This window comes from Paenibacillus pini JCM 16418, from assembly GCF_000576305.1.
Classification (GTDB): domain Bacteria; phylum Bacillota; class Bacilli; order Paenibacillales; family Paenibacillaceae; genus Paenibacillus_AQ; species Paenibacillus_AQ pini.
This window is the reverse complement of record NZ_BAVZ01000001.1, coordinates 543,085-561,451: the sequence shown is the minus strand read 5'-3', so window position 1 is coordinate 561,451 and position 18,367 is coordinate 543,085. Positions and strand designations below refer to the sequence as shown.

The 18,367-nt window shown below is 36.5% G+C and carries 27 protein-coding genes and 1 pseudogene; 3 read left to right on the top strand and 25 right to left on the bottom strand.

Translation table 11 applies throughout. The features are described 5' to 3' along the window. Positions 1–298: 298 nt before the first annotated feature. Positions 299–667 (top strand): hypothetical protein, encoded by a 369-nt coding sequence (locus JCM16418_RS02640; RefSeq protein WP_036645799.1) that lies wholly within the window; start codon positions 299–301, stop codon positions 665–667. A 162-nt stretch (positions 668–829) separates the two neighbouring features. On the opposite strand, the gene JCM16418_RS02635 is transcribed toward JCM16418_RS02640, so the two are convergent. From JCM16418_RS02635 to JCM16418_RS02605, 7 genes and pseudogenes are all read right to left on the bottom strand, one after another. Further along, positions 830–1,507: a stalk domain-containing protein gene (locus JCM16418_RS02635; RefSeq protein WP_036645797.1), complete on the bottom strand. Its 678-nt coding sequence runs from the start codon at positions 1,505–1,507 to the stop codon at positions 830–832. A 257-nt stretch (positions 1,508–1,764) separates the two neighbouring features. Beyond that, entirely contained in the window at positions 1,765–2,319 is a 555-nt protein-coding gene (locus JCM16418_RS02630; RefSeq protein WP_036645794.1) for an SMI1/KNR4 family protein, read from the bottom strand. Positions 2,320–2,359: 40 nt separating this feature from the next. Continuing rightward, entirely contained in the window at positions 2,360–2,893 is a 534-nt protein-coding gene (locus tag JCM16418_RS02625) for a hypothetical protein (protein ID WP_036645791.1), read from the bottom strand. 51 nt (positions 2,894–2,944) lie between these two features. After that, positions 2,945–3,169, bottom strand: a complete 225-nt coding sequence (locus tag JCM16418_RS02620; RefSeq protein ID WP_052020002.1) for a helix-hairpin-helix domain-containing protein — start codon at positions 3,167–3,169, stop codon at positions 2,945–2,947. Positions 3,170–3,209: 40 nt separating this feature from the next. Beyond that, positions 3,210–4,049 carry a creatininase family protein gene (locus JCM16418_RS02615; RefSeq protein WP_036645789.1) on the bottom strand — a complete coding sequence of 280 codons (840 nt, stop codon included), beginning with the start codon at positions 4,047–4,049 and terminating at the stop codon, positions 3,210–3,212. 35 nt (positions 4,050–4,084) lie between these two features. Continuing rightward, positions 4,085–4,999: an alpha/beta fold hydrolase gene (locus tag JCM16418_RS02610; RefSeq protein WP_036645786.1), complete on the bottom strand. Its 915-nt coding sequence runs from the start codon at positions 4,997–4,999 to the stop codon at positions 4,085–4,087. 132 nt (positions 5,000–5,131) lie between these two features. Continuing rightward, a pseudogene (locus JCM16418_RS02605) lies at positions 5,132–6,063 on the bottom strand (5'-nucleotidase). A 237-nt stretch (positions 6,064–6,300) separates the two neighbouring features. On the opposite strand from JCM16418_RS02605, the gene JCM16418_RS02600 reads away from it, so the two are divergent. Further along, complete coding sequence (locus JCM16418_RS02600) at positions 6,301–6,627, top strand: hypothetical protein (protein WP_036645782.1); 327 nt, start codon at positions 6,301–6,303, stop codon at positions 6,625–6,627. A 64-nt stretch (positions 6,628–6,691) separates the two neighbouring features. Here JCM16418_RS02600 and JCM16418_RS02595 read toward each other — a convergent pair whose 3' ends face one another. The 3 genes from JCM16418_RS02595 to JCM16418_RS02585 all read right to left on the bottom strand — a co-directional run bounded on the left by JCM16418_RS02595 (position 6,692) and on the right by JCM16418_RS02585 (position 9,621). Then, complete coding sequence (locus JCM16418_RS02595; RefSeq protein ID WP_036645780.1) at positions 6,692–7,234, bottom strand: histidine phosphatase family protein; 543 nt, start codon at positions 7,232–7,234, stop codon at positions 6,692–6,694. Positions 7,235–7,279: 45 nt separating this feature from the next. Then, entirely contained in the window at positions 7,280–7,819 is a 540-nt protein-coding gene (locus JCM16418_RS02590; protein WP_036645778.1) for a GNAT family N-acetyltransferase, read from the bottom strand. 242 nt (positions 7,820–8,061) lie between these two features. Then, entirely contained in the window at positions 8,062–9,621 is a 1,560-nt protein-coding gene (locus JCM16418_RS02585) for a hypothetical protein (RefSeq protein ID WP_036645777.1), read from the bottom strand. 167 nt (positions 9,622–9,788) lie between these two features. On the opposite strand from JCM16418_RS02585, the gene JCM16418_RS02580 reads away from it, so the two are divergent. Next, a complete protein-coding gene (locus JCM16418_RS02580) occupies positions 9,789–10,052 on the top strand; it encodes a hypothetical protein (RefSeq protein WP_036645774.1) in 264 nt (87 codons plus the stop codon). 160 nt (positions 10,053–10,212) lie between these two features. On the opposite strand, the gene JCM16418_RS02575 is transcribed toward JCM16418_RS02580, so the two are convergent. From JCM16418_RS02575 to JCM16418_RS02505, 15 genes are all read right to left on the bottom strand, one after another. Beyond that, positions 10,213–10,938 carry a metallophosphoesterase family protein gene (locus JCM16418_RS02575; RefSeq protein ID WP_036645772.1) on the bottom strand — a complete coding sequence of 242 codons (726 nt, stop codon included), beginning with the start codon at positions 10,936–10,938 and terminating at the stop codon, positions 10,213–10,215. A gap of 173 nt (positions 10,939–11,111) precedes the next feature. Further along, entirely contained in the window at positions 11,112–11,528 is a 417-nt protein-coding gene (locus tag JCM16418_RS02570; RefSeq protein WP_306304741.1) for a GNAT family N-acetyltransferase, read from the bottom strand. 20 nt (positions 11,529–11,548) lie between these two features. After that, complete coding sequence (locus JCM16418_RS02565; protein WP_148298722.1) at positions 11,549–11,821, bottom strand: hypothetical protein; 273 nt, start codon at positions 11,819–11,821, stop codon at positions 11,549–11,551. Between the two features lie 68 nt (positions 11,822–11,889). Beyond that, positions 11,890–12,336: a GNAT family N-acetyltransferase gene (locus tag JCM16418_RS02560; RefSeq protein ID WP_036645768.1), complete on the bottom strand. Its 447-nt coding sequence runs from the start codon at positions 12,334–12,336 to the stop codon at positions 11,890–11,892. A 15-nt stretch (positions 12,337–12,351) separates the two neighbouring features. Continuing rightward, entirely contained in the window at positions 12,352–12,714 is a 363-nt protein-coding gene (locus JCM16418_RS02555) for a VOC family protein (RefSeq protein WP_036645767.1), read from the bottom strand. A 41-nt stretch (positions 12,715–12,755) separates the two neighbouring features. Continuing rightward, positions 12,756–13,412, bottom strand: a complete 657-nt coding sequence (locus JCM16418_RS02550; RefSeq protein ID WP_036645766.1) for a tetratricopeptide repeat protein — start codon at positions 13,410–13,412, stop codon at positions 12,756–12,758. Between the two features lie 24 nt (positions 13,413–13,436). Then, positions 13,437–13,967 (bottom strand): DinB family protein, encoded by a 531-nt coding sequence (locus tag JCM16418_RS02545; protein WP_036645765.1) that lies wholly within the window; start codon positions 13,965–13,967, stop codon positions 13,437–13,439. 25 nt (positions 13,968–13,992) lie between these two features. Then, a complete protein-coding gene (locus JCM16418_RS02540) occupies positions 13,993–14,535 on the bottom strand; it encodes a DNA topology modulation protein (protein WP_242403688.1) in 543 nt (180 codons plus the stop codon). 10 nt (positions 14,536–14,545) lie between these two features. After that, positions 14,546–15,154 (bottom strand): DJ-1/PfpI family protein, encoded by a 609-nt coding sequence (locus JCM16418_RS02535; protein ID WP_036645763.1) that lies wholly within the window; start codon positions 15,152–15,154, stop codon positions 14,546–14,548. A gap of 62 nt (positions 15,155–15,216) precedes the next feature. Beyond that, positions 15,217–15,537, bottom strand: coding sequence for a GNAT family N-acetyltransferase (locus tag JCM16418_RS02530; protein ID WP_081765295.1), 321 nt, complete (start codon positions 15,535–15,537; stop codon positions 15,217–15,219). 26 nt (positions 15,538–15,563) lie between these two features. After that, complete coding sequence (locus tag JCM16418_RS02525) at positions 15,564–15,938, bottom strand: aminoglycoside phosphotransferase family protein (protein WP_158442403.1); 375 nt, start codon at positions 15,936–15,938, stop codon at positions 15,564–15,566. Further along, positions 15,875–16,495, bottom strand: coding sequence for a hypothetical protein (locus tag JCM16418_RS02520; RefSeq protein WP_036645757.1), 621 nt, complete (start codon positions 16,493–16,495; stop codon positions 15,875–15,877). Before JCM16418_RS02520 ends, JCM16418_RS02525 begins: the two co-directional genes overlap by 64 nt. 26 nt (positions 16,496–16,521) lie before the next feature. Then, positions 16,522–16,893, bottom strand: coding sequence for an iron chaperone (locus tag JCM16418_RS02515; protein ID WP_036645754.1), 372 nt, complete (start codon positions 16,891–16,893; stop codon positions 16,522–16,524). Positions 16,894–16,929: 36 nt separating this feature from the next. Continuing rightward, on the bottom strand, positions 16,930–17,733 hold the full coding sequence (locus tag JCM16418_RS02510) for an aminoglycoside phosphotransferase family protein (protein WP_036645752.1): 804 nt from the start codon (positions 17,731–17,733) through the stop codon (positions 16,930–16,932). 121 nt (positions 17,734–17,854) lie between these two features. Next, on the bottom strand, positions 17,855–18,367 hold the full coding sequence (locus tag JCM16418_RS02505; protein WP_148298721.1) for a HEAT repeat domain-containing protein: 513 nt from the start codon (positions 18,365–18,367) through the stop codon (positions 17,855–17,857).

Here is an 18,367-nt window from a genome sequence, read left to right as displayed (position 1 = left end):
GATTATAGCTAAAAGAGTAAATCGATTTCTTGTTTTATGATTTGTATGATTCAATACAATCAATCGTTTATTCATTGCTTCAAGTTGTTTTTTAATATCCACATTCATCTTCTCATCCTCAATTCATTGGATTTCATTCGATAGATGATTCTATTTACCGCCATAACGATAAGGTACATTATTTACAACTTATTCCACCCTGTATATAATTATAATAACCCGCAAAGTGATGATATGGCAAAGACCCTCCTGGCATATGTGCTAGCAGGGTCTTTGTATATTAGATTAGGAGGATATTATGAATAAAAATAAGTTGATTATAATTGTATTTAGTACACTATTTCTATTCGTTTTCAGTGGCTGCAGTAATCATAATTGGAAGGGACAAAGTGTGAACTGGAGCTGTCAAATGACTTATGCTTCTGATACTAAGAACTTAAACTATATAATTAGATATATTGGTAAAGAAAAGACAATAAGTAACTTTACTTATAAATTTTCAGGAAACATAATAACAGCTTCAGGAGGAAATGATAAGAAATTAACCCCTCCATACCAAATCACATTTGATACACCTGCTAAAAATTATGAAAGTGAAGATGATACGGTTAAATTAAAGATAAATTGGAATGGAAAAGAAGAAACCATTGAAATGAATAGTAAATAATAAATCTATTTCTCCCCGTAAGGCACAAATTTCGATATGAAATTCGAATCTGATTTTAACAAACCTAGGATGCTACTGGCATGTGCTCTCATCAAATTTCACCTTTCCTTGAAAATAAGCCCACCACGCCCATAAGGGCATTGCGGGCTTATTTGCTTAATCTTACTTGTAAATTGAAGTATCTAAGGGAATAATGAATCCGCCGTCAACAGCTTGTGTCACATTTATTGCGATGTTCTTTACTCCAGAAATATCTACCTCAATCGTCCGGAGATCATTATTAGGCGAAATCTTCTCTACTTTTTTAAGAAGCACATTCTTGTCATTATCCCTAATTTCAAGAGACTCCACTTCTTTGCCGACTGCAGCGAATTGCAGAACAAGCTTCTGATATTTACCGTTAGGGCTGAGCGCGGTATATTTAATATTAGAATTTGGTGCGCTGTACAGAACTTCCTTATAATTCTTGCCGCCGTATTTGGTCAGTGCAGGGTCCTTGGTATGCAGACTAGTGTTAAAATCCTCCTGCTTCACGGAAATTCCTGCCTTTTGTTCGCCAATAATCACCTCTTTGGGTGTCCCATCATAATTTACCGGAACATCCAGCAGCTCAGAAACAGATCGTACCGGAAGATACGTAGTTCCTTTATAAGTAATAGGAAGCACCGCTTTGCCATTGCCATCTTTGAGAGGGGTAATTTCCCCGTTCACTCTGATTTTTAAATCTCCGTTTAAAAACGCTTTAATTTCTTGGAGATTCGAGCTCGCGAAAGCACCTGTGCCCATGCCCACCAAAAGTATCATGGTACCGCATAAAGTCGTAACAACCTTCTTCTTCATTTCTGTTTCCTCCTCTTGGGATTTCTTATAATCTATGAACTCCTGAAACAACGGTTATTGAGAGATACTCTCTCTGAAAGATGACGCTACAAGTGGGATAGTCTCTGCGTTATTAAGTTGAAGATTTTACCATATTATATCACAGAGCCCAATCCTCATTTCTAGTACAAATCACCTTTTCAAACCTTTTACGTATTTTTTCTATGAAAGTTCTTGAATTTTAATTCTACAGATTATTAAGAAACTTTATTCATTTACTAATAGTTATAATTAGTAGCTGTAATCGTTGGCCATGTCCAATACTTTGAACCTTGGGATACGATAAAGCGATCGAACCATATTTCAAAGCTCATATTAAGTTCTCTGCATTCATCGAACCGATCAATATGTCCTTTTACCAATACATAGTTCATATCGCCAAGATGATAACGCTTAAGATCGAATACAATATGATCTTGATAAACATTTCCTATTTTTATATAGCCATCTAACGGTTCCTCATGTGCGTATAGCTGTATTTCTTCCAAACTGTATAAATATGATTCTCCTCCGTACTCTGGATGATTGAATAATTGGCAACCATTACAGAATTGAAGAAATTCAATATAGTCCTTAGGTAACTCATAACCGATATATTTACAAAACTCATCAATTTCAGTTTCGCTAGCCCCAGGATAAAATTTAAAAACTCCTTGAGTTAAATAACCCTCTGCTAGCTGCATCTCAATTTGTTGTTTTTCATTATTATTCAATCTTATCTTTAAAGATGTTAATGTTTTAATGATAATACTTTCACATAGAGAATCTTCCATTGCTGAATCTCCTACTCTTTTGTTCTTCTGTCTTGCTTCATCATTTTAAAATATATCCGTTTAGAGAATTCCTCATCAATTCATTTGAAATATCCAACGCTTCACTTCGGGTGGATGCAGGTAATGAAATCATTAAACCATCATCAACATTCCAACCTCCACTTGCATCATTCTTGTTGTATACATAAAGAGTTGCTTTACTGAAATTTTTATTAAAAAAGATTCCTCCGTAGGCGTAAGTAAAGGGTTTACCTTGATCATAACCAGCATAGCTAATCACTCCTCCCTGAAGCTTATCGCTAAGATTGATGATTAATTGTCTTTGATCACTGGGTACAGGCAGGTTCTCTCCCTCTACATCTATCGTTCCTTTAAAGGTTTTATTTCCATTAATACTACTATATATCTTTCCATTTATTTTAATATTGACTACCTTTTCAATTGTGTTATTTCCTAATTGGTACTTCATCCCCTGTGTATTTAAGTTGATCTCCTTAGGGTACATGATTACGATAGTATAGATTCCAAACAATATTGCGATAACAGTGATAGCGGATATTATCAACTTCTTCACAGACACCACTCTCCAAATACATAATTTCTGTTTCTTTCATAAGTTAAATATTCATATTTTTGTTTTTCCCTCAGAGAATTTCAACCCTTTCTCTTCAAGAGCAGTACGGATCTGTTTGATAGCATTTGGTCCTATGCCATGAAGCTGCCTAAGCTCAGCCTCACTGAGCATTGCGATTTGTTCCATTTTACATAAACCAGCATTGTTAAGCGCTCTGATCGCTGGCTTGGCTAAGCCAGTCGGCAGATTACACTCTTGTATTTGATCATTTTTCAAGTATATTCCTCCCAATCAAACATTTTCTGATATGTTAGTTTTATCTGATCTGCGATAGATATTTGATCAATCCTAATGTGGCAAACTTAGCATACCCCTCCACAAAATCCATTTCATCATCCACTTGTTCATACGCTGCTGGTTCTCCGAAATAGCCTTGTGGTGTAATCTCTCTCGTTACATCTCCTCCTTCCTGCCATTTCTTAAGATCTTCATACGTAAGATTGGTTGGTATAAGGGTCTTTGCCTTGTCTGTATCTACTAATGAAGGGAAATATTTATACATATTCGCAGTCGTATGTTTTCCAGCATGAATATCTAAAAAAATAGGCGATGGCCCATCTGGAAATGAGTCTTCTAACGCAACATCAAAAATCAGAAAATGTTCATCATCTCTTGATATACTTAGATCGCCTGCAACCCACTCTGAGATTACTGACCGAACATCCAGTCCCAATTGATTTCTTCCTTCATGGATAGCCTCGTATAAAGCCATTCCATTCATTGGATCGCCATGGATATCCACGATAAACACATGCTTGAATCCCCAGCGATGCAGACAATCAAATATATCAAATAATACATGCTTGACCGTTTCTCGGCGGGAGGTAAATGAACCTGGAAAAGCCCCCGTAATATGGTTAACGCCCCAATAAAACGGTGGAGCGATAATCGAATGAATCTGGTTCTGCTCCAGCTCCTTTTTTATCTTTTTACAAATGATGTGACTGAAATATATGTCGGACCCTGTGCTAATATGTGGCCCTTGTTGCTCAATAACTCCAGTAGGAAGCAGCACGATAGCCTCATTATCAATATGCGTTTGGATGTCCGTCCACTGCATATCAGCCATTGTATCCTCAAATATTGAATAACCCATATAATGCCTCCTCATTAAAGATAACTGTATTCTGCTTAATTTTCAAAAAATAACAATTCTATATTATTCTCCTGATCGTAGTTACTGTTAAGAAACTCTTTAATATCTTCACTCATTACTCTCAAATATTCTTTTGATGGAAAATGACCCATTTCATACATTTTTGTAACTCCATTCGTAATGATTGCTTCTGCTGTTTCAATTACACCTTTTGCTGGGAAGAAAATATCATGTTCACCGACCAGCACCAATGTAGGAGCACTATAATTTAATAATTCTTTCTTCTCTGTCAATTTAGGCATGTCTTGTTCTAATTTAACCTTTTTAAATATGATTCCAATGATGTTTTTATCTTCTTCCTTCATGCTTTTAAAAGACATCACATCTGCTATTTTTTGTAGTTTTTTTGGTGATGAATTTATTTTAAATCCAATCATAGGCAGCAGAATCTTATGTATCATTTTTATTTTTGATCCTAGCCGTAATCCAGCAGGTGCAACCAATACAGCACAGGAAATTTTCTCAGGCATCCAAGTAGCTAATCTTAGTACAATTCCCCCACCATATGAAGGTCCTATAAAGGCACTTTTTTCAACTTTAAAATGTTCCATGAGATCGGAAATCCACAGCGCAAAACTGTTATCTTTCGCAGAAACCCTTGTTTCGTCACTAAAACCTGGATGTCCGATGGTATCGGGGGCATAGATTCGATAATCCCTTATTAAAGAAGAGAACCATGAAAGAGTCATTGGATTAATACAATTCCCTCCCTGAAGTATGAAAACTGGTTTTCCATCCGGCGGCCCTGTAACTAATGTATGCGTAAGACCAAAGCGCGTATGTACATACACCCTCTGAAATTCACAATCAAATGTTTTCAAGTATGTTTCATAAGCATTTAAAATAACATTTTTTCCTTCTTCACTTTTATAAATGCTATGTTCACTCATGTAAACACCTCATTTCATTTCGAGCAAGAGTGTCTAATCCGACTTATCTTATCATCTGGTTCATCCGCGAGAATTTTATATAAGCCACCAGGTACCAGTAAGATGGAATCATTATCTTTAATAATCAATACGCTACTCTATGGAATTTGTAATTCCAAACGGTACATGAACAGAAGGAACAATCCGCGCCACACCTTCAATATGCCCGACTTGATCATCAAAAAAGATATGAGGATTAAAGATTTTCAGCACTCTTCCCTTGTCTATTCCTCCTAAGAAAAAGGCTTCATCGACCCTAATATCCAGCTTCCTTAACGTGGTAATCACCCTTTCATGTGCTGGTGCATTTCTAGCAGTCACAATGGCAACTCGAATGCGCGGTTTATAATCAGGCTCAGTAGCCACTTTGTCTAAAATCCTCTTTTGAAGCTTAGATATCTCTGTGAAAAATCGAAGCAAAGGTCCTGCTGGCAACGGTTCAGATGCTTTAGATTTCTCATGATCATGAAACGAGGCTAATGCTCCTTCTTGTTGAAATACCGTTTCAGCTGAATCATCTGCTATGATCCCATCGAAATCAAAAGCAATTCTAAGCTCATGGTCTTGATCATCATCAATGTAATCGGATGGGTATATGCAGCCTGCTGGAAAGCCTCGCTTTACCGCTTCTTTAACATCGTGAGGGTTGCCTGATAAGAAAATAGAGGCGTTAAATGCCTCCATATATTGAAAAGGGTTCCCACCCGCAGTAAACACGGCGCGAGTTATCGGAAGTTGATATTTTTCTATGGATTTAAATACACGCAGTCCCGTATCTGCGTCATTACGAGACAAAAGGACGACTTCTACCGGCTGATCTTCGGGCGAGTCACCATTGATACTAAGCAGTCTTTTAATAAGCGGAAATGCTACACCTTTACCCAACACATCATTCTCATGTTTATGCTGATATTTTCTATATTCATCTCGCCTTGCTCGGTAAAAACAGCGCCTGACAACCTAAGATCGAACAGTGCACTTGAAGCAACTGCAATGACAAATTTATCTTCGATGTTATAGGGCATTCTTATCAATTACATCCTTTCGTAACAACCATTCTTAAGTATTTTTGGGTTTGCTATTTTAGAATCATGCCACCCATTTTAATAAAATTAATGTATCTAGGGAATAATCCCCAAGAGGTGAAAATATGAAATTTAAAAAGAATAGAAAAGTATTGTTCATAACCATATTTGGAATTCTTCTGTCTACGTCCAAAATAATTTCAGCTAGTAGTACATTTCCTCAGGTTTCGGTTTTTGATGTTAAGCAAGAAAAAATTCATCGCACACATTTCCTTAACCTCAGATTTAAAGAGCTCCATTATAGAGATTCTTCAATCCTCCCCCATAACCTATGAAGGATTCACATTAAACCCTCAACATGGGTTGGTTCTTCATATACCGTTTGAAGCTCCAGTTCAAATTAAACACACATTTTACACTAAGAAAATAAAAGAAATGTACCTGTTCTTAGAGCATGATGCTAAAACTATAGCTTTGTTATTTTATGAATCTGAAAAAGGTCAGTCTATTGTTGTTTTGAATTATGATCCTGAAAAGTTTATGACAAAGAATCATCTTCAATAATATAATCGTCTTTCTGATAGGAAATTTTCATGAATTCGTTTCTCCTAATCATTCGATCTATGCATTACTTTTTTTCAAATGTGTATAACTTTCCATTCTTAGGCTTAGCAAAGCCTCTTCCCTTGTACCCTCTGCGGATTAGTTCTTGGTATAATACCCTCATAAAAGCACCATGGCTTACAACCAATATATTAGATCCTTTATCATTCTCTTCTATTTGATCAACCACTTGTTTTGCCCTTAAAATGGTTTCAGCTTTGGTTTCGTCCTGCGACTTATGTGATACTAACCAAGCGATACGAATAATAAATAACCACATATAGTAATGAAGTTTGATTTGTGTAGAAGTGACCGAACGCATAGCGATCTCTCTTAACTGATCCGTCTTAATAATCTGACCTTTATGAAGCATTTCGGCCGTAACCGTAGCTCTTGATAAATCACTACTAAGGCACATGTTCCACTCTACCCCATGACCTGTAGACTCTGGGGGACTAACTCCAGATTTATTATATTCTTCGATCCACTGGTTAAATTCCTCAGAGTTCATCCATGTAGAAATAGGTTTATATGTAACTTTGAAATGTCTTACTAATCCAATAATCATAGTGCCTCCTGTTGATAGCTTATTCAATGACACCCTATTTAACATTCATCGTAGGTTACCCTGAGAATATTCATGCTCAAGTATTGAAAATAAATAAGAGTCATGGTATCTCCCTTTATGCCACATATGTTCCCTTAAATGGCCTTCTTGCTTCATTCCGATTCTCTTCATCACATTTGCTGATGCATGATTTCCAGGACGACATGTGGCAAATACTCTATGCACATGAAACTGTTTAAAGCCAAACTCTAACATGGCTTCGGAAGCTTCTGTTGCATACCCATGACCCCAGTATTCGGGGCTAAAACAGTAACCTATTTCTGCATTACGCTCTTTGATGTAGATGCCACATCCACCAATGAACTGGCTTGTCTCTTTTAAAATGACTCCAAATTCAAAATCCACGCGGTTAACCGATTGCTGTTTCGTTATTTGCTCTTCTATATATGTTTTTGTTTCATCCTCAGAATTAGGTCCCCAAATCATAAATTCAGTCACTTTAGGATCTGATGCATATGTATGTACATCGATCCAATCTTCCTTACGAAAATCACGGATAATTAATCTTGATGTCTCTATTTCCATTTTACACATCTCCTCACACATTATAGTTTGTATCTAGCTCTAATCTATGGCTTTTTAAAATCATCAATGAATCCAAATTAAGTTAATTTTTGCATTATAAACATATATCTGCAAGTCTTTTTATGTAATATATATTAATTAATCAGTGAAACACATCTAATTCTTTACTTATAATAGAAAAAGCAAGCAGTCCTCTGAGAAGGTACTACTTGCTTATGGATTTTGCTTTTCACTTATTCTTGCTACTCCGCTTCACTCAAAGCATTCAGTAGTGCTAATGCCTCTTCATGATCCGGTTCGATAACCAGCGCCTCGCGTGTGTATTCCATCGCTTCCTCTTCCAACTCAAGCTCGTAGCAGCAGATCGCTAAACAGTACAATACCGTCGGTACTGGCTCATCTTCATCCGCATGTATGGATATCTCTAGGAATCGTTTCGCATCCTCATACATTTCCATTTCGAATAGCAATAGTCCTGCATCTAATGCTAAATCATACCGCTGCTCCAACACATAATACGATGACCACATCATATGTATGCCATTTTGGATATCAGCCAGTTCTTCATCACTTATATCTAGCAATAAGCTTGAAATGCGTTTCGCGCTTTGAATAAAGAACTCAGCATCATAACCACCCAACCGCCAAAAGGCCAAAATCTGCTGTATGCCCAAAGTATCAACATGCTGGTCAACCCATTCTTTCATACTAAAGAAATCGTCCGGTCCAAAACGTTCAATACACCGCCGATACGCCAGCCGCGTGTTGGCATAGCTATTGGGGTTATCCAGCATGCATATGCAGCCGACATTTATATTTTTATAATGATGTGTGGTAAAGAGAGATTGCGCGCCTCTTCGCTCCAGCACATATTGAATCGCATGATAATTTGCGGTTAAAGAGAAGCTCCCATGAAGAATTAACTCTGGTGGCTCTGCAAACTTCCAATTATCTAACCTATGATCCCCTTTGTCCGCAGTAATCAGTACAAAACCCGCCTCAGACAACTGATTCAGTCTTTCTAGACATGTAAGTCCAACCACCGGAAACAAGATATGTGAATCCTCTAGTTCCTGCTGATACATTGCAATCACATCACGATAGGGATATGTCGCTGCTTCGTATTCAGGTGCACGGCGATACTCGTAATTCAAGACCATAGCTTTCAAGGCATCAGAAGGCTTCAGTTGATCGAAATTTCCTGGTAGCTCGGTCAATACATCGCATTCAAAAATCTGACCTTCCCCCACATACAGTAGTTCTTGCGGGATACTGTCAAAAAAATAATTAGCGACGATCAGCAGTGGCTGCTTCAGATCACCTTTCCGTATGGAAGTACCCGATACAACCAAATTCAGCTCCGTATCATGCACGGCATCAAATCTTGCAAAGTCCAATAATCCCTGCTGGATAAACGATAGCAGAGCGGGATGATTATGCCAGCCTTCAACATTTTTAAATGGCAGATCAGTCATGACATATCGAAAAGGTGGTAGTGGTATATCTGCGTAATCTCTTAGCTCACACAGCTTTTGTAATACATGAAATGCCAGTCGTCCCGCTCCTGCTCCAAGCTCCAAGATTGTAACGGTTTCAGAAATATCACCATTTCCTGCACGGTCTTGTAGAAATCCGAAAATCATTTCGGCGTACGCAGTAGCAATCATAGGATTGCTCGTTATATATTGCGGAACCTGATCATTATTCCAAGCCTTCATGCCTAGTTCTTCGAAGTAAGTCCGCTGCAAATCCCAAATGGGTGCTTCGCTAAAGCGGAAGCGCTGTTGTCTATTTTCTAACATTACATATAACCTGCTCTCTACGAATCATTGAGGCACTCTGATTACATGCCCTTTGAATCGTATCATATAATCAGCTATTGTTAAATCGATTATAGCTCTTGACCTAGCACATTATACATCTTCTTTTCATTTATTATAGAGAGCTTTATAGAAAAGAGGTGATTCGAATGGCTCGTGTAAAAGCTGTTCAACAGCATGATTTAGTATTGATCCGTTGGTCAAGAAACCCTCTGATTCCGGGTTCTGCACGCAGAATTACTGCTGTATCTGTTATTGGTAATGCTCGACCATGTAGCTTTACATTGGTACCCAATGCATTGCTTATCAATGCCTTAAACTGCTTATTGGATAATGACATTGGTTTTAAAATCGTATTCCGTAAAAAGACTTCCAATATAAGCGGAATTTTGTTATTAGAACGCAATCCGTAATTTGTCTAACGGGCAGCGAATACGCTGCTCTTATTTTTATTGAACCCTTGAGATGCTTGCATTCTTCTCCGTATGCTATAAGAGTAATAATGATCACTATACTTAATATATTTATCACACATGCTATGATAAGAAATACCTTTAAATATAGTTTCATCCATTACTTACTCCCCGGTATATCTGTCCTTAATTCACTTATATATTCTTTCAATAATGGCATCTCTGCTTCAATGGCATGCTGAATGGAAAGCTCAATGTCATAAGGCACTCGAACAAATTGGATACTTAATGGTGATGGGGTTGAAACATCGTAGCTTCCTTCTAAAATTACATAAGATGCTTGTGTTATTTCTAGGGGATTACCTACACTCCCAACATTAAACAGTGTCTTACCTTGAAAATGCTGAATATATGCGTTATGGATATCTCCATAACCAACCACATCTGCTTCATTTTCATTAATGCATAACTCTGAATTTGTAAACAAAGAAGACCTTACCTCTTGATCATCCCATGATTGAATACGTTCATATATACTTCTTGGAGAAGCATGAAAGAGCCTTATGTATTTACCACTCATGACAAATTCAATTGTGATAGGTAATGAACTTAGATACTTTAAGCGATCTGAACCAAGTTTTTCTTGATGCCATTTCAATGGTTCGACGTCCGTTGTCATTGAAATAAACTCATCCCAGTTTCCTCTTACCACCTTTTCACATCTTTCTTGAATTAAATCCGTTACTATATCTCCACTTGGACCTTTTCCTATTAAATCTCCCAAGCAGTACACTGTTTCTATCTTTCTATGTTCAATATCTTGTAGAACAGCTTGCAATGCCGGCATATTACCGTGAATATCTGAAATAATAGCTATTTTCTTCAATGTATTGCCTCCTGCTTCGTTTTGAAATAATTATTATAAACCATTAACATTCATCACTCTATACAAAAACAGCCACGGCACCGATGGGAATTCCCAATAATCGGTTTCAATCGTGGCTACGTGGTTGTAAATATGAATTTCAATACACTTTTGCATAAGAAGATCATTAAATATTAAATATTCTTTCCAGATTGGTTATTGTAATTTCTTTTCATCATTCCTGCAGCCTTAATCATCCCTTTCTGCGAGTAGTAATCCTGTAAATCTGCATCACAAAGTAAATCAATCATGTAATAATCCTTAAGTTGTTCCAACATTCTTTCAACTAATTGAGTCCCTATTCCTTGATTCTTAAATGCGGGTGTTACTTCTAATAATGGTATATAAGCAGTTAATACTTGATCCGATAATGCATTAATAAATCCAACCACTTTCTTGGTCTCCGTATGAATTGCTACATATATATACGAAGAATTCTTAAGGATCATATACAAATGTTTGATGGATGGGGGATTTGGCCATTCATGAAAAAAAACAGAATCCAGATTTTCTTCGTTTATTCCTTCTAATGAGTTCGTATATACTATCATATTTCCTTGTCACCACCATTTCATTGTTCGTTCCTATACTCCATTAATATTTTCAGGAAAATTATTACTCCACCCTTTTCCTTCGGAATAAAATAATGACTGACATCCTTCTCTATCATAGGTGGTAAATCACCTTCATTAAAACAATGTCTTATGTATTCCTTCCCAGATTCTTCCCTACCCCACAGTTCTATATCGCTACTAGTTTTGTATAACTCTTGTACTTCATCTATTTCATCCTCCTTCAAATCTGCAATTAGAAGTCTTTCTGATTCCCATCTGGATGTTATCATCACAAGTATTTCACTTCCATCAACGTATTTGTCTCGCCTATTAAATTATCTAATTCAATGATGTTGTATTATCTTATTGGTTCTAATTTCTTTTGAAGTAGTAGTTCTTTTTCCATTTTAGAATATCTTGATTTTTCATAAGTCTTTATAGCATTTTCATTTGTATTGCCTGTTAGAACCTTTACGCTGGTAACACCTCGTGCACTTAGCTCTTCCTCTAAAAAAGAAATTAATAACGTTCCCAATCCTTTTCCCCGAGCAGCTTCCGTAATATACAATTCAGTGATCTCCCCTTGAAGACCCCGATAACAAAATGATTTGAAATATTGGGCACACGCGAATCCAACTATCAGGTCATCCATAACAGCCAGTGCAATTAGCTCACTCGTTACAGCAATATTATCTTGTACTTCTTCTATGGACAATCCTACTCCATTAAAAGCATCATTGAACACAACGAGATCGGCTGCATCATCCGTATTCGCCCAGCGTAGATAAATCTCTCCATCATTCATGCCTTGAACCTCCATTTATTCTTGAACAACCATAAATAGATTTCCTTCTGAATCCTTTATTGTTAGGAAAGATATATCCTCGAATCGTTCTACTTCACCTATAATGTCAATGTTCTTCTCATTTAATAATGTAACTACCTGATCTATATTATCTGTTGGAATATCAAATAAGGGACGTTCGGACGGATGAAAAGTATCAGAACCATGAGCATCAAAAAGCAAAATAAGATTATCGAACTTCATTGAATATATTTTCTCAAAAGATTGTGTTGTAATGGGAACTCCGAATAATTCCGCGTACCAATGAACTGCTCTATCCATATCTTGAACATGAATGAAGATTGAAGCAACACGTGTGTTAAGGTTAAACTTTGACATTTTATTTCCTCCAATTCACCGTTAGGTTTTTTTATTATTTTTTACAATAATTGTTGTAACTCTTTTAGCAAATCATTCGCTTCCTCATCGACATCGTTATTTAACGAAATATATGAATTGAGACACTCTAAAGCTTTCGAATACTGCTTGTCTGCTTTATATACACAGGTCAAATTCCAATATGCATATGTTTCATAACCTTCCCAATTCATCAATGATTTAAATTGTTTCTTACCTTCTTCTATATGACCTAACCGCACTTCAACTATTCCATAATTTAAAATGGTCTCTGGTTGATTGGGATTAATCTCGAGCGAAGCTAAATATGCTTCACGTGCCTTCTCGAGTTTGTCCTGACTTTCATAAAAAACTCCTAAGTAATATAACGTATCCTCATCCTCATCATTTAATTCGAGAGATTGATATAAATACTCAGCCGCCTTTGAGAAATCACCCTGTTTCATAAAAACTCTACTCTTATTCGAATACAGTCTTCCCCATTCTGGACTAAAAACCATAGCTTGATCAAACCAATGATGTGCCTTCTCATAATTACCAAGTTGCAGCTCACAGCAGCCTAAATAGTTCATGCTATCTATTTTATCTACTTCTAATTCGATACATTCCATAAACACATTAGCAGCCTCGGAGAATTTTTGTTCGTAGTATAATTGATCCCCTTTATCATATAAATTCATGATTTTCCCCATTCTCTCAATTCATTAATTTGATATCGAATGTTCGCTATACCATCTTCTAAGCTGATTAATATGAGCTTGATGATAGCGGCTATGGTCAGCGATATGCCAAATGGCCCAGCGTATGGTTGCTTCCTTTTCATTTTGATGTCCAAAAGTGACAACCTTATCAAGATCAGCATCAGTTAATTGTGTACAGGAATCTTTCAACATGCTGATCACACCTTTATATGCAGACATAAGTGTGTTCACAGATACTCCTTCGACCATCGGAAGTCTATTGTTTTCATCGATCATGGGACCATACTCCTCTTTCAAAGACTGTGGCAGAGGTATTCCCTTTATGCGATAAACCCAGTTCAGGTCAACATACATGATGTGTTTGAATAACTGAGCGGTACTATTATAATTATCAGTTGGTCCCTTGTAATCTACTTCCTCTTGCGACATGCCATCCGTAATGAATTCCAGCCGCTCACTGTTCTCATGTACAGCGGAATATAGTATTCCAACAATCGGTGACATTTCTACATGACCCGCCAAATCATACATCATTACAGCTTTCCCCCCTCGCTTTTATTTAATGATCACAATCCGAGGATATTGCAAGTCTTTCTATGCATTCACTTACCTGTTTTCGTGTATGTAAGATAATTACTTGTTGATGGCTTTCAGCCTGAGCAAGTTTCTGTATGATAGTTGGACGACTTCTTGATCTATAATTCCAAACCCATTTTATAAACGACCAATCTAGTTTTTCTGGGCATCCTTCATTCATATCCGGTCTAGTTTTATTACGATACATTATTCGCCGTTTAACAATTCGGTATATACACAGAATTCTTGGCATGTCCAAAAAGATGATTAAATCCGCTTTCTTTATTCTAATATCCATTGTTCTTGAATAATTACCATCCATGATCCACTGATCTTGGTTCGAAAATTGTTCAACAATCTTGTCCCATTCTTCATTTGGTTTAGGAACCCAATTCGCATTCCAAAAATAAGTATCCAAATGTATTACAGGAATATCTAATCGTTTACTAATCCTTTGAGATAAGGTGGATTTACCAGATCCACCTGAGCCAATAACTAATATTCGTTTCATATGTTTTCCTTTCAAAACGTACTTATTACCTTAAAATTTGCCGATTCCATGTATACTCTAATCTTGAGGCAGTTTCTATTGCTCTTTCTTCACCTAATATTCTTGAAACAACATGAAGAGAGGCATCTATTCCAGCTGTAACACCTGCAGACATTACTATTTTGCCATTGTCTATATATCTGATGTCATCTATTATTTCACAATCTTTAGGTGCCACTTGTGCTAATACATCCATCGCCCTACGATTAGTTGTTACCTTAAGACCACTTAACAGATTTGCTTTTGCTAACAATAACGCACCCGTACAAATGGATAACACCATTTCAGTATTCTTAGAAGTGCTATTAATCCATGATGTTAAAACTTCATTATTCATTTCCGTTCGCGATCCTAAACCTCCGGGAATAACTAATACATCAGGTTGTGGGCAGTCGTTAAAGTTATACTTTGGAGAAACTGCAAACGAACTAATTGTATGTATTAAACCCGGCTTCTCACTCACAGTATAGGTATTAAAATCCTTACCCCAATTGCTCGCGGTAGCAAATACATCAAACGATCCGCAAAAATCTAAGCCGTCTACATGCTCATACAATAACACTGCTACATTCCTCGTTCTATTCACGTAAGTCATCTCCTAAAATAAAATAAGTACTTAATCTGTTAAGACCCATTCACATAAATGTAAGTATCTTTTTATGATTCAAGTATAAATGCATACACTGGATAGTTTTCCTCCACTTCAAAACCCAACCTTAAAGCTAATTTATGCGATGGAATATTTTCATGCGTTGTCTCCCACAAAGGGTACATATCATTTTTTAGTAAAAGGTCTATTAAATGGACTGCGGCAACGGTTGCATACCCTTTTCCCCGCTCTTCTGTTACAAACGTATCGACATCAATGAAATAATCATTCCTAAATATAAAGCCATTGTTTTTACAAAGCGTTATAACTTGTTTGTCTTTTTTTATTTCTACCCCTAGGCTTGTTTTAGTCTTCAATTCATCACTCATGTATGTACTATGACGGATAATCCGTATTATTGGATGGCATCCCAGTACATGTTGTTATTTAAATTCCGAACACACCATTGATAGTGGCCATCACTACAGTCTTCGGCGTATAAATTCGCAGATACCATACTATATACCAATACATATAGATAGATTTTCCCTCTCACTTCTTCACCTAAGGTATGTATAATTAGTTCCAGATATCTTTCTAAAATATTCGACTTCAATTCATCATACATATCAAATATCATCCAACCTATAGCCATATCAAATAAGTAATCACCATACATCGTCATGATGCCGAAATCGATTATTCCTGTAATTACACCATCCTCATTTATAAGTACATTGCCTGGAAAAAATCTCCATGAATTAGAGAATAAACCCCTTGATATTCGCAAGATAAAATCTTCAGTAATATCTGTAATTTATCTTGATAATTTATGACATCCTTTGAAAAATAACCTCCAATCTCTTGTTGTTTACTTATAACATATTCTTGTAATACATCATTCCAATCGCTCTGTTGTGTCACGGGAATATAGTCATCAAATAACTTTAAACCTTTGAAGGGTGGGTCTAATTTTACAGATTGTAATTCTAAATGTGCAAATAGATAGGTTTTCATTACAGCATTTAATTGTTCATCACTTAACTTGGGCAAAAGATTATTCATATTTTCCCCATATATTCTTTTCTCAACGGTTACGACAACGCCATCCTCATCCATAATATTGTATATATAGGGGAGTTGATAGCTGACATGAGTGGATTGAATCGAACTATAGAACTGTTTTAAGATTTCCTGTTTTTTGAAATTTGACAGCCTATTATATATCTTCAACACTTTATCCTTACCATAAATATATACTTCTGCCTCCATACCACTGCCAAGTAAATCAGCTTCATGAATGTTGTACTTTTTTAATATCCCTGATTTAACATCTATATTAGTCATCTATCACTATCCTCTCTGATTAAGCCTTATTTCCGCCAAAAAGTTGAACAGTTTGCCTTTTCTACAATATTAAACTCGATCATCTTCTCAAGTAATGAGAAATCAACCGGACCATTCCATGGAATACGTACCAACTGCTTAGAGTGACTGTATCCAGCTTCTACAATTTGATCCGAAAATTCATTTATCACTACCATTTCAGGTGCAATAGCCAAGTGATGTTTAGCTACACTAAATCCTATGATAAATGTGCCATGATCGGTAAACATAGGCTGATTCCACGCAATTTTCGACATTAAATGTGGAAATTTCGCAGCTACCCAAGACAAAACTTCTTCTGTTCTAGCCCGATGTTGCGCGTTATCAATATTCGCTAAATATGCTGAAAAAACTTCCATGTTGTTCCCTCCTAATATAGAGATGTTCTTACCTGTTTAATCATATTCATTCCAGTCATCAAAATACTTTTCAAGAAACTGAATCTCTTCCACGTAATGCGCTAAATGACCTTCTTCAACTAGCTTAATAAACGCAGGGTCTCCGGATGCAGCGCGATCCGTTAGTGTGGTACACATAAAGTTAATGCGGGAAATAACCCACTCCTTAAGATCAACCGGTACTTCCATACCATAAGAATTAAAAAATATTCCTATACGTCTTTTTCGTGCAGATGCATGGATATCTCTCTTATATTGAACAACTGCCCGATCATCTTCACTTGGAGAGAACGTAGCAAGTGGAACCGATGTATACAAAGTATAGACAATATCCCATATCCGCGGCCCTGGTCCTGCCATATCAAAATCAATGATGCCCGCTGGACGCTTGTCTTTAAACACAATGTTATACAATGCAGCATCGTTATGGCAAACAACTTCATTCAGAGGCATTTCTGGATACTCATTGATAGACTTCTTAGATGTTTTGAATCCTACAGTTGCATCGTGATAGCTTCTTAACAGTTTAGCAAGTTCCGCTAATGCCTCGTCCGACCACATGTATGCTTCAATTTCAGGGTAACCATTTCCTGGAACGTCGCCTTCGAGGTATGAAAGGATTTCTCTTCCCTTCTCATCTACGCCCATATATCTAGGTGAGTAGGGGTAGCCAATCTCTTCAAGATGTTTAAGGAGTTCATATACATATAGATTGGGTTTAGCATCACGGCGCACTGTTCCCCCTACTTTTACTACCTTATTTATATTTCCTCCAGCAAGGACTTCCTCGTGTTCAGACATGATCATATCTCCTTCTGATTCGTACATATCTTTGCGCTAATTTCTTATAAAGTTATCGTGTTCTCGAGCCCTCACGTCTAGCGACTGGGTCAACCTTTAGGTAGACCACAATTCGAAGAAATCAGTTATTTATTTGTTTCTTTAACTCTTTCAGAAATTTCTTTCTATCTATTAATTGCTCTTTCTCCTCTTTCAGTCTTTCTTTATATTTTTTCCTTATCTTTTTAGGTATATTTCCTTTTACTTGTTTGATAAGTTGAAGGGATTGTAATTTCACTTCAAAATTACCAGTTAAACATAAATTAAGTAATACATCGATGTGGTCTAGATAATTTAATGGTTCTAATGCATAGATTAGGGTTCCTCTATTTCCATCCGTTCTTGGGTCTTGAATTAATTCAATAATTACGTCGACCACTTCTTGGCATTTCAAATCCGACAAAGTTAATGCTATCTGATTTCTCAACAAATGATTCTCTGTTGTTCGTAATTGTTCAATTAAGTACCCATTACAAATGGTATCATGTTGAGTAACAATTTCATCAAGAAGATTGGTAACTTCATCCATTTTATTATTTAATATACTCTCTTCAAGTTTTTTAAGAAGCAAACTATCTCTCCTTTCTATTTCCAA

Bases quoted from the DNA above. Each gene is read 5' to 3' on its own strand.
- JCM16418_RS02640 (WP_036645799.1), top strand. From the start codon at position 299: ATGAATAAAAATAAGTTGATTATAATTGTATTTAGTACACTATTTCTA.
- JCM16418_RS02635 (WP_036645797.1), bottom strand. From the start codon at position 1,507: ATGAAGAAGAAGGTTGTTACGACTTTATGCGGTACCATGATACTTTTG.
- JCM16418_RS02630 (WP_036645794.1), bottom strand. From the start codon at position 2,319: ATGGAAGATTCTCTATGTGAAAGTATTATCATTAAAACATTAACATCT.
- JCM16418_RS02615 (WP_036645789.1), bottom strand. From the start codon at position 4,049: ATGGGTTATTCAATATTTGAGGATACAATGGCTGATATGCAGTGGACG.
- JCM16418_RS02610 (WP_036645786.1), bottom strand. From the start codon at position 4,999: ATGAGTGAACATAGCATTTATAAAAGTGAAGAAGGAAAAAATGTTATT.
- JCM16418_RS02600 (WP_036645782.1), top strand. From the start codon at position 6,301: ATGTTAAGCAAGAAAAAATTCATCGCACACATTTCCTTAACCTCAGAT.
- JCM16418_RS02595 (WP_036645780.1), bottom strand. From the start codon at position 7,234: ATGATTATTGGATTAGTAAGACATTTCAAAGTTACATATAAACCTATT.
- JCM16418_RS02590 (WP_036645778.1), bottom strand. From the start codon at position 7,819: ATGGAAATAGAGACATCAAGATTAATTATCCGTGATTTTCGTAAGGAA.
- JCM16418_RS02585 (WP_036645777.1), bottom strand. From the start codon at position 9,621: ATGTTAGAAAATAGACAACAGCGCTTCCGCTTTAGCGAAGCACCCATT.
- JCM16418_RS02580 (WP_036645774.1), top strand. From the start codon at position 9,789: ATGGCTCGTGTAAAAGCTGTTCAACAGCATGATTTAGTATTGATCCGT.
- JCM16418_RS02570 (WP_306304741.1), bottom strand. From the start codon at position 11,528: ATGATAGTATATACGAACTCATTAGAAGGAATAAACGAAGAAAATCTG.
- JCM16418_RS02565 (WP_148298722.1), bottom strand. From the start codon at position 11,821: ATGATAACATCCAGATGGGAATCAGAAAGACTTCTAATTGCAGATTTG.
- JCM16418_RS02560 (WP_036645768.1), bottom strand. From the start codon at position 12,336: ATGAATGATGGAGAGATTTATCTACGCTGGGCGAATACGGATGATGCA.
- JCM16418_RS02555 (WP_036645767.1), bottom strand. From the start codon at position 12,714: ATGTCAAAGTTTAACCTTAACACACGTGTTGCTTCAATCTTCATTCAT.
- JCM16418_RS02550 (WP_036645766.1), bottom strand. From the start codon at position 13,412: ATGAATTTATATGATAAAGGGGATCAATTATACTACGAACAAAAATTC.
- JCM16418_RS02545 (WP_036645765.1), bottom strand. From the start codon at position 13,967: ATGATGTATGATTTGGCGGGTCATGTAGAAATGTCACCGATTGTTGGA.
- JCM16418_RS02535 (WP_036645763.1), bottom strand. From the start codon at position 15,154: ATGACTTACGTGAATAGAACGAGGAATGTAGCAGTGTTATTGTATGAG.
- JCM16418_RS02530 (WP_081765295.1), bottom strand. From the start codon at position 15,537: ATGAGTGATGAATTGAAGACTAAAACAAGCCTAGGGGTAGAAATAAAA.
- JCM16418_RS02520 (WP_036645757.1), bottom strand. From the start codon at position 16,495: ATGACTAATATAGATGTTAAATCAGGGATATTAAAAAAGTACAACATT.
- JCM16418_RS02515 (WP_036645754.1), bottom strand. From the start codon at position 16,893: ATGGAAGTTTTTTCAGCATATTTAGCGAATATTGATAACGCGCAACAT.
- JCM16418_RS02510 (WP_036645752.1), bottom strand. From the start codon at position 17,733: ATGTCTGAACACGAGGAAGTCCTTGCTGGAGGAAATATAAATAAGGTA.